Source organism: Pseudoalteromonas rubra (assembly GCF_000967655.1).
Lineage (GTDB): Bacteria > Pseudomonadota > Gammaproteobacteria > Enterobacterales > Alteromonadaceae > Pseudoalteromonas > Pseudoalteromonas rubra_A.
The window spans coordinates 1-13,434 of record NZ_JXYA01000053.1; the positions used below are offsets into that span (position 1 = coordinate 1).

The 13,434-nt window shown below is 52.0% G+C and carries 12 protein-coding genes; 5 read left to right on the top strand and 7 right to left on the bottom strand.

The features are described 5' to 3' along the window. Positions 1 to 231: 231 nt before the first annotated feature. The 5 genes from TW77_RS19730 (at position 232) to zigA (ending at position 5,218) form a co-directional block, all read left to right on the top strand. Positions 232 to 1,812, top strand: coding sequence for a methyl-accepting chemotaxis protein (locus TW77_RS19730; protein ID WP_046006692.1), 1,581 nt, complete (start codon positions 232 to 234; stop codon positions 1,810 to 1,812). A 125-nt stretch (positions 1,813 to 1,937) separates the two neighbouring features. Further along, positions 1,938 to 2,492 (top strand): hypothetical protein, encoded by a 555-nt coding sequence (locus TW77_RS19735; RefSeq protein ID WP_046006693.1) that lies wholly within the window; start codon positions 1,938 to 1,940, stop codon positions 2,490 to 2,492. Positions 2,493 to 2,550: 58 nt separating this feature from the next. Further along, positions 2,551 to 3,351 (top strand): hypothetical protein, encoded by an 801-nt coding sequence (locus tag TW77_RS19740; RefSeq protein ID WP_046006694.1) that lies wholly within the window; start codon positions 2,551 to 2,553, stop codon positions 3,349 to 3,351. 157 nt (positions 3,352 to 3,508) lie between these two features. After that, positions 3,509 to 3,952 (top strand): TraR/DksA C4-type zinc finger protein, encoded by a 444-nt coding sequence (locus TW77_RS19745; RefSeq protein ID WP_046006695.1) that lies wholly within the window; start codon positions 3,509 to 3,511, stop codon positions 3,950 to 3,952. 54 nt (positions 3,953 to 4,006) lie between these two features. After that, on the top strand, positions 4,007 to 5,218 hold the full coding sequence (zigA, locus tag TW77_RS19750) for a zinc metallochaperone GTPase ZigA (RefSeq protein ID WP_046006696.1): 1,212 nt from the start codon (positions 4,007 to 4,009) through the stop codon (positions 5,216 to 5,218). On the opposite strand, the gene TW77_RS19755 is transcribed toward zigA, so the two are convergent. The 7 genes from TW77_RS19755 to rsxB all read right to left on the bottom strand — a co-directional run bounded on the left by TW77_RS19755 (position 5,215) and on the right by rsxB (position 13,433). Next, positions 5,215 to 6,795, bottom strand: a complete 1,581-nt coding sequence (locus TW77_RS19755) for an L-lactate permease (protein WP_046006697.1) — start codon at positions 6,793 to 6,795, stop codon at positions 5,215 to 5,217. The genes zigA and TW77_RS19755 overlap by 4 nt on opposite strands. A gap of 106 nt (positions 6,796 to 6,901) precedes the next feature. Further along, on the bottom strand, positions 6,902 to 7,537 hold the full coding sequence (gene nth / locus TW77_RS19760) for an endonuclease III (RefSeq protein ID WP_046006698.1): 636 nt from the start codon (positions 7,535 to 7,537) through the stop codon (positions 6,902 to 6,904). A 68-nt stretch (positions 7,538 to 7,605) separates the two neighbouring features. After that, positions 7,606 to 8,304 carry an electron transport complex subunit E gene (locus tag TW77_RS19765; RefSeq protein ID WP_046006699.1) on the bottom strand — a complete coding sequence of 233 codons (699 nt, stop codon included), beginning with the start codon at positions 8,302 to 8,304 and terminating at the stop codon, positions 7,606 to 7,608. Further along, positions 8,297 to 8,938, bottom strand: coding sequence for an electron transport complex subunit RsxG (rsxG, locus tag TW77_RS19770; RefSeq protein ID WP_046006700.1), 642 nt, complete (start codon positions 8,936 to 8,938; stop codon positions 8,297 to 8,299). The genes TW77_RS19765 and rsxG overlap by 8 nt, the downstream gene beginning before the upstream one ends. Continuing rightward, entirely contained in the window at positions 8,935 to 9,993 is a 1,059-nt protein-coding gene (rsxD, locus tag TW77_RS19775; RefSeq protein WP_046006701.1) for an electron transport complex subunit RsxD, read from the bottom strand. The genes rsxG and rsxD overlap by 4 nt, the downstream gene beginning before the upstream one ends. Continuing rightward, positions 9,990 to 12,869 carry an electron transport complex subunit RsxC gene (gene rsxC / locus TW77_RS19780; protein WP_046006702.1) on the bottom strand — a complete coding sequence of 960 codons (2,880 nt, stop codon included), beginning with the start codon at positions 12,867 to 12,869 and terminating at the stop codon, positions 9,990 to 9,992. The genes rsxD and rsxC overlap by 4 nt, the downstream gene beginning before the upstream one ends. A gap of 9 nt (positions 12,870 to 12,878) precedes the next feature. Then, positions 12,879 to 13,433, bottom strand: a complete 555-nt coding sequence (gene rsxB, locus TW77_RS19785; protein ID WP_046006703.1) for an electron transport complex subunit RsxB — start codon at positions 13,431 to 13,433, stop codon at positions 12,879 to 12,881. Position 13,434 lies beyond the last annotated feature (1 nt).

Here is a 13,434-nt window from a genome sequence, read left to right on the forward strand (position 1 = left end):
AATCCCCTAGGGGACGCCACTCTTCTCAGCAGTACCATTTCATTCGATAACACTCCCTTGCTATATTTTTCGGATCCTGTTCATATTTATCAATCCTAAATTTCTACAGTTAAATGAATTTTTTCATATATTTCATTTACTTAAATTATTTGATTTAAAACAAGGTTAAGGCTTTATTAACAAGCTCAACTACGAAAAATGGGTTAGTATCGCGTTTTTTAGGTGAGTGTCATGGCCAAAAATCGTACCGATTATACGGATAAAGAGAATGATTATCCGGTCTCTTATAACCTGCTGTCTACGACAGATACTAAAGGGCGGATCACGTATGCAAATCAAAGCTTTTGTGATGTCGCAGGCTTTGAGTTGGACGAACTAGAAGGCCAACCACATAACCTGGTGCGTCATCCAACCATGCCCAAAGCCGCCTTCAAAGATCTCTGGCAGTTCATTGGCTCCGGTAAGCCCTGGATGGGCATAGTCAAAAATCGCTGCAAAAATGGTGATCATTACTGGGTTAACGCCTACGTCACGCCAATCAAAGACAAGCAGGGTCAGACTGCCGAGTACCAGTCGGTCAGAACCAAGCCAGAACGAGATGTTGTAAAACGGGCTGAAAACATTTATCAGCAGCTCGATAAGGGCGTTGCACCAGCTAAATTGACCCGCTCGTCTTTGTCTTTGTCTGCGCAGATGATGTTGATCCTGGTGGTGTCGTATATTTTGAGCATGGTATTTACCAGTTTGCCTGCGCCATGGAACTATATTCTGGAGACATTGCTGCTAGCAGGCGTACTTGCACTGACATATCAGCGATTATCCCCGGTGCGCCGGTTGAGTGAAAAAGCCAAGCAAGTCTATGACAACCCGCTGATGCAAAAAATTTACCTTAATAAAGTCAATGATGTCGCAGCCATTGAACTGGCGCTGCTGGCTCGGGGGTCTGAATTACGCGCCGTACTTGGCAGGGTTCAGGATGCCAGTCAACTGGTCGATCAGCACGCCCAGGAAACGGTGTCTGAATGCCACAGTAATACTGAGTTATTGCAGGAGCAACAGAGCCAGACAGCGTCTTTGGCTACGGCCATGAATGAAATGACCGCAGCGATTACGGATATTGCCGGCAATACCAGCGATGCAGCGAACCGCTCTGAAGGGGCACTGCGCTCGGTGCTGGATTCAAATTCAGTCGTGCAAGCAAGTATGCAGACCAATCACACTTTATGTGAAGAGTTGAGCCGAACTCAGCGCGATATTGCCGAGCTGAATGAACAAACGGTGCATATTGGCGGCGTTGTTGATGTGATCCGGGACATTTCTGAGCAGACCAATTTGCTGGCGTTGAATGCGGCGATAGAAGCAGCCAGGGCCGGTGAACAGGGCAGGGGGTTTGCAGTGGTGGCCGATGAAGTTAGAGCCCTGGCACAACGCACTCAGGACTCGACCAGAGAGATTGATGACATAGTTGCAGGGCTTAAACAGCGCGCTGAGCGTGCGGTAGAAGCCATTCAAAACGGAGTCGATAAATCCACTCAGTGTGTGGTGCAGGCGGAACAAACCAAAGAAAATCTGGCATCGATAGAGCACATGGTCAAAGATATTTCTGCGTTGAACTACGAAATCGCCACTGCGACTGATCAAATGTCGGGTGCCAGTAATGAGATCAACGACAAAGCGGTCAGTATTTCAGGGCTGGCGAATGCATCCATGCAAAGCGCAGACAACACTACCGCAGCAATGCGAAACACAGAGCTGGCGCTGGCAGATCAGGCTGCACTGGTTGATCAATTCCTCCTCAGGCTTAGCCGTTAAGAAAAATGTCAAAAATATGTGAATAGAAAATTCCTTGCTGGTATGATTTCGCTTGGGTAATTTATGTGGCAAAATCGCCGCTTTTAACCCGAATATGTATATAAAAATCACACAAAGGGATACGAATGAGTAATTTACAGAAAACTTTAAAAACAGGTGCTGCAGCACTGGTTTTGACATTGGCTAACACACAGATCAGTGTTGCCGGCGTTGATGGCGGTTATTTCTCTGGCAAAAAGCAAGACTGCGAGATCTGGCGAGACGTGGCACCTTACAACTGGGCTAACACCACTCGCGGCAACCAGTCCATGATTTTCTATTGCAACCGCGGTGGTTATACCGTCACCACGGTTGAGTTAAAGATCAAGCGTTTGAGCGACAACACCGTCGTATTTCGTGAAAAAAGAAAACAAAACCTAACATCAGGATATGGTCACGGTTTCTATCCTGACCTGAGCGCCAATATCAACGAAGAATATAAAATGGAACTGGATTATACCTTCGTAAAATTGAAGCAGGGCAAGCCGGTCTGGGACAATAAAAAAACCAAAACCTGTAAGCGTACCTTCACCCCAACCAATGCTAATTCAACGCGCGGAGAGGTATTCTGGTCAATCAAGAGTGCGGGCACAGCCTATCATAACAATGGTTGTCAGGGCGTACGCTTCGATATTCACTAAGCGCCACCTGGGGCTGGCGCAATAAGGTCAGCCTTAGCTTTACAGCCGGGATTGAACGATGAAAGCAAAATACCTGATGATCAACGTGTTGTGCTTTATGCTCGGCTTTCTTGTGGCCGCCGTGCTACTGCATAAAGAAGTACCCCAGCACTATACTCCAGTAGGCGACATTGAAAGCCTCGACACTATACCTACACCTCAGGCAGAGGAACGCTCACTGCCATTAAACACAGCACAACCTGCCCCAGAAAAACGGCTGTACACCAGCGCTTCGCCTGCACCCCCGGAGCTCAATGATGAACCTGCAAACAATGACGAAAACAAGGCCAGGCTACTATCAATAGCGCAGGATATAGGGCTAGACAGCGGTATTTACCCGGATCTGGCTAGTTATGAAAATCAGGATATTACCAGACTGATTGAACAGCATCTGCTGACAAACCTGCGTGCTTCACAGGGCGATGTGTATGCTCAGTTTGATGAGGTAGAGCATTATCTGGAAACCATGCCACAGATTGCCTCCGTGCAGTTTTTTACTGGTTTACTGACACAGGCTGAGCACAAAGGTGCGCTGTCTCAGAGTTTTGCCATCCACCTGCTGGCTCAAAGCGTCGAGCAGTTTGAACCAGGTACAGAGCCGCTCAGCCAGATGCAGGATATTGTCGCTACAGCCCGGCACAGCGAGAGTGAACTGGTACGCCTGAGTGCCTTGGAGTCTCTGGCAACAATGAGCGCGGATCAGGCACAACTAAAGCGTCTGCTTGAACAGTTTCAGGCAGATGAGTCTGCGGTAGTACAGGCAAAAATTACGCTGCTTAATTATCATATGGTACTGGCAGATAAGTTAAATAATCATTGAGCCGGCACCTTAGCGCTTTTTTAATAAAAGGGGGCGTAAGCTTTCAAGGCTGCCATAAGAGTGCACAGAAATAAATTTAATCAGGTGATCCTTTTAAATCTGGTGTTGTTATAATATAACATTGGTTAAGTTCAATTGTTCAGACAAGGCATCTGATATGCAAGCACCTGATCCTACTTCGGCCACGCTCAGCGTTGAGCAAATGCTGGCTGCGCCCGAATCCGACTACATGAATGCCGCGCAACAGGCATTTTTCAGACAACGTTTGGTGGAGCTACACGATTCAACCAGAGCACGTATCCGTGATACCAAAGCGCAAATAATGAACCCACCCGAATTGGTCGATTTGAGCGACAGAGCATCGTGGGAAGAGCAATGCCTGATCCTGATGCGCATTGTTGATCGCGAGCAGAAGCTGTTACCCAAAATCCAGCAGGCACTGGAGCGTATTCGGCTCAATGAATATGGCTATTGTCTGGAAACGGGGGAGCCTATTGGCATTGCCCGTCTATTGGCAAGGCCTACAGCAGAGCTGTGCGCTGATGTAAAGCTGTGCTCCGAACTCAAAGAGCACATGTACGTCAAAGAAAGGCATGTCTGACAAAACCTGAACCCACACACACTACCGTCAAAAACTGTGTAAGGTAATCAAGCAATGGCTAAGTTAAATACATCAAATTTACTGCCCGTGACCGTGTTGTCCGGTTTTTTAGGGGCAGGAAAAACCACGGTGCTGAACCATATTCTGAGCAACCGTGAGGGGCTAAAAGTGGCTGTCATCGTCAATGATATGAGTGAAATCAACATTGACGCTGCGACGGTGCAAAATGAAGTCAGTCTCAACCGGGCTGAAGAAAAGCTGGTTGAAATGAGCAATGGCTGTATCTGTTGCACACTCAGAGAAGACCTGCTGGAAGAGGTTAATCGGCTGGCTAAATCGGGCAAATATGACTACCTGGTGATTGAGTCGACCGGCATTTCGGAACCACTGCCCGTGGCCGAAACCTTTACCTTTGCGGATGAGCAAGGAGTAAGCTTATCTGACATCGCCACACTGGATACTATGGTCACCGTAGTAGATGCGGTGAACTTTCTGAAAGATTACGACCAGGCAGAGGCATTGCAGGACGTTGGGGAAAGCCTCGGTGAAGAAGATGAGCGTAGTGTGGCAGATTTACTGGTTGAGCAGGTCGAGTTTGCCGATGTGCTGTTGATCAGCAAAACAGATCTTATCTCAGATACCGAGCTTAAACGTTTGCAAAGTATTCTGCGCACACTCAATACAGACGCTGAGCAAATCCCTATGGCACATGGCAAGGTGCCCCTGGCGCAGGTGTTAAATACCAAAAAGTTCAGTTTTGAAAAAGCTCAGCAGGCGCCGGGCTGGCTCAAAGAGCTGCGGGGCGAGCACATTCCGGAAACGGAGGAATTTGGCATCAGCAGTTTTACCTTTTGTGCCAGAAGGCCCTTTCACCCGCAAAAGTTCTATGACTTTTTACACAGTGATGAACTGGCCGGCAAGCTTATCCGCTCAAAAGGGTTTTTCTGGCTGGCAACCAGGCCTCAAATTGCTGGCAGCTGGAGTCAGGCTGGCGGTATCGCAAGGCATGGTGCAGCGGGACTATTTTGGAAAGCTGTACCACAGGAGCAGTGGCCAGAAGACCCGGAGTATATTGCCGCCATTGAAGAGCACTGGGTTGAGCCTTTTGGTGACATGCGCCAGGAGTTAGTGTTTATTGGTCAGGGCCTGGACAAAGCCGAGATTATCCGTCGCCTGAACGCCTGTTTGCTCAGCGAAGAGGAAGTCCTAAAAGGCCAGCAAGCGTGGAAAACACTGCCGGACCCTTTTCCTTCCTGGGCGCACTAAACAAACAGCAGCCAGGCAATCAGGCTGGCCGCCAGGCAGTAATAGAGCATGGGAACCAGTGTGTAGCGAATAATATCACCCTCTTTGCCATGCAGGCCGACAACACTGGCGGCGGCAACCACATTCACCACCGCAATCATGTTGCCGCCATTCGCGCCGAGCATCTGCAAGGCCAGTACTAGCTGCATCTCAAGCCCCGCTTCTGCCGCTAATGCTTGCTGAAAGCTGGCAAACATCAGGTTAGAAAAGGTCGCCGACCCTGCGATAAATGCCCCCAACGCGCCCACTAAGGGCGCGATAAATAACCACAGATCACTCAAATGTATGGCAACCGTTTCGGCCAGTGCCATGGGCATAGCTGGGAGGGCGGCGTTATTAACGTCAGAGTGAAGAAAGATACGCACCATAGGCACCGCTGCACTCAGCGCAATCAAAGAGGGGAATAACATACTGATACTATTGCTCAGGGCTACGCGCAGCTGCGCTGGTTTGCCATTTTGCAGCCAAAGTGCAATGAGTGCGGTCACAACAAACACACTGCCAGGCAGGTACAGGGGCATCACATTCACAGAAATGGCCGACCCCAGGATCTGCTCCCATTCAAAGTTCACGCTTTGCAGCATGGCCTTAAAAGGCAGTGCGGGGATCCGGGTCAGCACCAGGAGTGTTGCAACCAAGACGTATGGTAACCAGGCTCTGAGTAAGCTCAGTGAGGGGACGTGCGACTCTTCTGCTTGAGGTGCTGTTGAGGCTTCGGGTTTAGGCAATAAGAACCCTTTACGTGCTAAAGGGCAGACGATGGCCAATCCTGCCATCGCGCCCAGGACAGAGGGAAACTCCGGCCCCAGCAACCAGGCGACGCTATAGGCGGGCAGGGTAAAAGCCAGTGCACTGAAAACGGCAAAAGGCGCCATCACGAACCCGGCGCGCCAGCTGGGTGAGTCGCTGAAAAAGCGGCAATACAGCACAACCATAATCAGAGGCAGCAGAGCGGCGGCAATAATATCAATACCAATGGCGGTTAAGGCAATGTGTTTCACCTCGGCGTAATTTATATTCGCCGCACCCTGACCAATCCCGACAATCGCCGGTGTGCCAACAGCACCAAATGAGACCGCACTGGAGTCGGCCACCAGTGCCAGCACCACAGCGCTCAGCGGCGTAAAGCCCAGCGCAACCAGCAAAGGCGCAGCAATAGCGGCAGGCGTGCCAAACCCGGCAGCCCCCTCCAGAAAACTGCCAAATAACCAGGCAATGATGATCAGCTGCACCCGTTTGTCGGGGCTTATCCCGGCAAAGCCGTGTTTAATGGTGTGGATAGCGCCGGTTTGCTGTAGCACTTTCAGTAAAAAAATCGCGCCGAAAACAATCCACACTATGGTCAGGGCGATGACCAGCCCTTCCAGTGTGGCGGCGGTGATATGCGCTAAAGGCACCTGCCAGATAAAATAAGCCGATAAGGAGGTCACGAGCAGGCTAAATGGCATGGCCTGCTTGGCGGGTAGCCTGAGCAGAACCAGCAGGATAAATACGCTGAGGATCGGCACCAGGGCCGTGAACAGTTGTGGTAGCGTCATCAGAGTTTAAGAAATCCATTACTTAATGGGATGAGCTTAGCATGCCAATAAGACAATGAATATGCTGTTTATTACTGAACAGCCATGGTCTTATTGGCGCGATAGGTTAGCCAGAGGTTTTTTCTTTGAACTCACACAAGTCTTCAATAATACAGCTGCCACACTTGGGCTTTCTGGCCACACAGGTGTAGCGGCCCAGCAAAATCAGCCAGTGATGGACATCCACTTTGAACTCTTTGGGGACTACCTTTTCGAGTTTTTCTTCTACTGCGACGACGTCTTTGCCCATGGCAAATTTGGTGCGGTTTGATACGCGGAAAATATGGGTATCGACAGCGATAGTGGGCCAGCCGAAGGCACAATTGAGCACCACGTTGGCAGTCTTGCGGCCCACGCCGGGCAGGGCTTCGAGCGCTTCGCGATTCTCCGGCACTTCGCCGCCATGCTGCTCCATCAAAATGTGGCACATTTTGTAGACGTTGTTGGCTTTGGAGTTAAATAAGCCAATGGTTTTGATGTAGTCCCTGAGGCCATCCACGCCCAGCTCGATAATGGCCTGCGGGGTATTGGCAACCGGAAACAGCTTACGGGTGGCTTTATTGACGCTCACGTCTGTGGCCTGGGCTGATAAAGTAACGGCGACCAGCAGCTCAAACGGTGAGGTATATTCCAGTTCAGTCTCCGGGTTGGGGTTGTCATCCCGCAGACGGGTGAGAATTTCGAGTCGTTTTGCTTTATTCATAGTACTGACTTACTTGCTGTTGATCTTATCTGAACCTGGCGGGAGAGTGACGGCTCTCCCGCTGCGCATTAATCTAAGCTGGTGACCCGAGCTCGGGGGGCTTTTTCCGGACTGGCGACAGGCTCAGCCTGGGCTTCTTTACGTGCATCAATATAGTTTTTGGCAGCGATGATCAACCCCAATCCTAAAAAGGCACCCGGTGGTAAAATGGCTACCAGAAACTGGCTGTCGAATTCTATGACTTCGATGCGCAGTGCGGTTGCCCAGTCACCCAGTAACAGGTTAGCACCATCAAACAGCGTGCCCTGACCAATCAGCTCGCGCATGGCACCCAGTAATACCAATACAGCACCAAACCCCAGCCCCATCATGATACCGTCCCACGCAGACAACAGGGGCGTATTTTTTGAGGCATAGGCTTCAGCCCGGCCTATGATGGCACAGTTGGTCACAATCAGCGGAATAAAGATCCCAAGCGACTGGTACAGACCAAAAGTGTAGGCGTTCATCAACAGCTGCACTATGGTTACAAAGGCGGCGATGATCATCACAAACACCGGGATCCGGATGTCTTTGGGGACCCAGTTTCGTACGATGGAAACGGTGACATTGGAGCCAACCAGTACCAGTAAAGTGGCCAGTCCCAGACCTAACGCATTGGTGATAGTGCTGGTAACGGCCAGCAACGGACACAGACCCAGCAGCTGTACCAGTGCCGGGTTGTTTTTCCACATGCCCTCATGGGCGAGTTGTTTAAATTCACTCATTGGTGGCCTCCTGGCAGTGGTTTGGCGCTGCGAACAGCGCGTCAAAATTGCTGCGAGCGTACCAGGCGGCGGCATTTACGCTCTGCACAACGGCGCGAGGCGTAATTGTTGCGCCGGTAAACTGGTCAAACTGGCCACCGTCTTTTTGCACATTAAAGGCCGGGTCTTTGGCTTGCGTAACCCTGGTTCCGGCAAAGGTGGTGATCCAGTCCGATTTGGCCAGCTCAACTTTGTCGCCAAGCCCCGGGGTTTCCTCATGGCGGGTGACGCGCACACCAGCAATTTCACCTGTGGGATAGACGGCGCTCAGAATGTCGATATTGCCGCTATAGCCGCGCGGCGTAATATGCTGTACCAGCAAGGCGACCGGCTCACCCTGCAAGCGAGCTCGATAGATAATATGCGGGCCATTCGGGCCCAGCTCAGGCGCATTGCTGATGGCACAATCCAGATAAAGTTCGTTATCGTATTGCGCCTGGGGAATCACCTGAGTCAGTATGCGCATCAGGTGACGTTGCTCCTGCTTGGCGATTTCTGGCGCGGTAAAGCTTTGTACCAATGCCACACTGCCGGTGGTGGCCAGTGCAAAGGCGGTCAGGATCAGGCCATTCTTTTTCATTGATGACAGGATCATGAGCTTGCTCCATGCCCGTAAGTACGAGGTTGCGTATAATAATCAATCAAAGGCACCGCCATGTTCATGATCAGCACAGCAAAGGCGACGGCGTCCGGGTAACCGCCAAAATGACGGATCAGATAAACCAGCAGACCGATCAGCGCGCCGTAGATTAAGCGGCCGCGATTGGTGGTACTGGCCGACACAGGATCGGTGGCAATGAAAAATGCCCCCAGCATAGTGGCACCGCTGAGCAGGTGGAACAGCGTACCTGCCTGTGTGGCCGGCGACAGCGCGTAACCTAAGCCACTGCACACCGCCAGCGTCACGATAAATGCTACCGGGATGTGCCAGTTAATGACCTTGGTTTTTAGCAGGTATAAACCGCCCAGCAAGTAAGCCAGGTTAACCCATTGCCAGCCTTGTCCGGCATATTCTCCAAACGCGATACTATTAGTGGCTTCCGAGACAGTCAGATTCTGAGATACGGCTGTTTTGACATGATCCAGTGGTGTGGCAGAGGTGGTGCCATCAATCACCTGGCGGGCTTCCGCCAGTGGAGCGCCCGACAGGGTTTGTTCAGTAAAAATCAGTGCCAGCTGGTCCAAAGCGGACAGCGGTGTTGCTTGTATCTCCATGATGGGTGTCCAGCTGGTCATTTGCACCGGGAAAGAGATAAGCAGCAACACATAAGCGGCCATAGCCGGGTTGAACAGGTTAAAACCCAGGCCGCCATATAATTGTTTGACGATGACAATGGCAAATACACAACCAATTACAGTGACCCACCAAGGCGCCAGTGGCGGAATACTCACAGCAAGCAACACGGCGGTTAGCCAGGCACTGCCATCACTGAGCGTTGGCCACACAGGTCGGCCACGCAGTTTCATCATAGCAGCTTCGCTGAGGCTGACTGTCAGCAATGCCAGTACCAGCTGGAACAAGGTGCCTGGACCAAAAAAGTAACTCTGCACCAGGATGCCGGGGATACAGGCGGCGATGACCGTCAGCATCAGGCGGCTGAGTGTTTTATGGCTGTGATTGTGGGGCGATGAAGCCATGGTTAATTTCATGACAGATCATTTCCTTCTTGGTCTTTGGCGGCGGCCTGCTTTTTAGCTTTTGCGCGCGCCACAGCGGCTTTAATCGCCGCCTGACGTTTTTCTTCGGCGCTCAGAGGCGCATCATTCGCGGGCGATTCTTGCTCAGGTGCTGAGCTGGCCTGCTCTGTATCCGCTTGCTGCTCGGCCTCTTTGGCGGTTTTCTTCGCCTTAGCACGGGCAATTGCAGCGGCCACGGCAGCCTTACGGGGATCTTCCGGTTCGGCGTCTGCCTCGTCCGTGACTGTATCCGCTTGCTGCTCGGCTTCTTTGGCTGCTTTCTTTGCCTTAGCACGGGCAATTGCAGCGGCCACGGCAGCTTTGCGGGGATCTTCCGGTTCAGCATCTGCCTCGTCCGTTACTGTATCTGCTTGTTGCTCGGCCTCTTTGGCCTCTTTGGCCGCTTTCTTCGCTTTTGCACGGGCAATCGCAGCAGCTACGGCGGCCTTGCGAGGATCTTCCGGTTCAGCGTCTGCCTCGACAGGTTGTGCCTCGTCTGGCTGCTCGGCCTCTTTGGCCGCTTTCTTCGCTTTAGCACGGGCAATCGCAGCGGCCACGGCGGCTTTGCGGGGATCTTCCGGTTCAGCGTCTGCCTCGACAGGTTGTGCCTCGTCTGGCTGCTCGGCCTCTTTGGCAGCTTTCTTCGCTTTAGCACGAGCAATCGCAGCGGCCACGGCAGCTTTACGAGTATCTTCCGGCTCAGCGTTTGCCTCGGCGGGTTGCGCCTCGTCTGGCTGCTCGGCCTCTTTGGCAGCTTTCTTCGCTTTAGCACGAGCAATCGCAGCGGCCACGGCAGCTTTACGGGGATCTACCGGCTCAGCGTCTGTCTTTACGGGTTGCGCCTCATCTGGCTGTTCAGTGTCTTTGGCCGCTTTTTTCGCTTTAGCACGGGCGATCGCGGCGGCTACAGCGGCTTTACGAGGATCTTCTGTACCTGCATCACTCGATGATTGCGCAGTGTCGTCATCCTGTTGCGTCGCTTTTTTCGCTTTGGCGCGAGCAATCGCGGCAGCTACAGCGGCTTTGCGAGGGTCTTCGGTACCTGCATCACTCGATGATTGCGCTGTGTCGTCGTCTTGTTGCGCTGCTTTTTTGGCTTTAGCGCGGGCAATCGCAGCGGCAACGGCATCTTTACGTGAGCCTTCTCCGCCTGCGTGCATGTCAGGTGTCGCTTGTGCGTCTTTTTCAGCTTTGTACTGACGCGCTTTTTCTTTGCGTTTAGCACGCTCCAGTGCCACTTCTGAATTATCCGGCTCCAGCGTGCCATCGGCCGACTTTTTCGCTTTGGCCCGCTCAATTGCGGCTTGTACAGCAGACTGGCTGTCTTTTTTCTGCTTGACGCGTTCCATTGCGGCGCTGACTTTATCGCTTTGCTCTGTACTGCGAGTATTGCTGCGCGCTGAGCGTTTATGGCGATTCTGCCGCTCTTCCTGCTCCCGCTCAAGGCGCTCTTTACGTGCCTCAAACCGCTCCTTTGCACGCTCCGCTTTCACTTTTTCCAGTTTCTGTTCGCGGATCTCGGCTTTGGCAACCCGGTAGTACTGCACCAGTGGAATTTCACTCGGACAGACATAGGCACAGGCACCACATTCAATGCAGTCGAACAGGTTGTGCTCTTCCAGTTTGTCGTACTCTTTACCTTTGGCAAACCATTGTAGCTGTTGCGGCAGCAGGGTTTGCGGACAAGCATCAGCACAGGCACTACAACGAATACAAGCCTGTTCGGGGCCTGCAACCGCCAGCTCCTGATTATCTGGCGCAAGAATACAGTTGGTGGTTTTAACCACCGGAATACGAACTGTTGGCAGCGTAAAACCCATCATAGGACCACCCATGATAACACGCTGCTCGGCGACAGGTTCAAAGCCCTGGCAGGTTAGTAAGTGCTTAATTTCACTGCCAAGCAGCGCCCAGACATTTTGTGGCGTCTGAATGGTATTGCCGGTCACAGTAACAACACGTTCAATCAGCGGCTTGCCTTTACATATGGCTTCGCTGACGGCAAACAAAGTGCCGACATTTTGCACCAGCACACCTACGTCTGCCGGGATCCCACCGCTGGGCACTTCTTTTGAGGTGAGCACCTGGATCAGCTGCTTCTCACCACCGGATGGGTACTTGACGGGCAGGCCACGGACCAGGATCTTATCGTTATGAGCCGCTGCGGCGGTCATCGCCTGAATGGCTTCAGGTTTATTGGTTTCAATGCCCACTAAAACGTATTGTGGATTAAGCAGGTGCTGCATAATTTCGATGCCTTGCACAATTTGCTCGGCATGTTCGCGCATCAGCAGGTCATCGGCTGTGATGTAAGGTTCACACTCAACACCGTTGACTACCAAAAATTCGACGGGTTTATGTTTGGCACTGTCGGCTTTGACATAAGTAGGGAAGCCGGCGCCACCCATGCCTGCGATGCCTGCATGGTGGATAATGTCGATCAATGCTTGTTTATCGAGCTGGGTATAGTCGGCAACCGGGTTCAGCTCGCACCACTTATCTTCACCGTCGGGCGTCAGGACTATGCTCAGCTCAGGCAACGCAGAAGGGTGCGCCGAAGGCATAGGTTTAATGTCGCTTATCACGCCGGACGTTGGTGCATGTACCGGCAGTGACCAGTTTGCGCCGGGGCGGGTAAGTGGCTGCCCTTTACGCACAGAGTCACCTTTGTTGACCAGCAACTGGCCATTGGCACCTATGTGTTGTTTCAGAGGTAGCACCAGATAGTCGGGCAGGGGAATACGACCAATACTCGCCTGATTTGACACAGATTTTTGCTCCGGTGGATGGATGCCGCCGGGAAACTGCCACAATTTACCGTGTTCAATTTGTTCAAGTAAAGTTTCCACTTAAACCTCTTAGTCGATTTGTTTCACGGGAATGGCGTCAATTTGCCACTTCCAGGTTTGAACGGTTTGTGCCACCGGGATCATATCAATACAATCGACAGGGCAGGGGTCGACACACAGGTCGCAGCCGGTACATTCATCGGCAATTACTGTATGCATCTGGCGGGTTGCGCCAACAATGGCGTCTACCGGGCAGGCCTGAATACACTTAGTGCAACCAATGCACTCATCTTCGCGTATGTAGGCAACCTTTTTGATGGGTTCAGCTTCTTCGCCACCAGCCAGAGGTTTGGCTTCAACGCCCATTAAGTCGGCCAGCTTTTTCACCGTGGCCTCGCCACCAGGCGGGCATTTATTAACGTCATCGCCGTTGGCAATTGCTTCTGCATAAGGGCGACAACCAGGGTAGCCACATTGGCCACATTGTGTTTGTGGCAAAATGGCATCTACCTGATCAACAATCGGATTGCTTTCTACCCGGTACTTAACGGCTGCATAGCCGAGGATAAGGCCAAATACCAGCGCCAGTGCGCCGATGGCTATCAGTGCATAAAACAGTGTCATC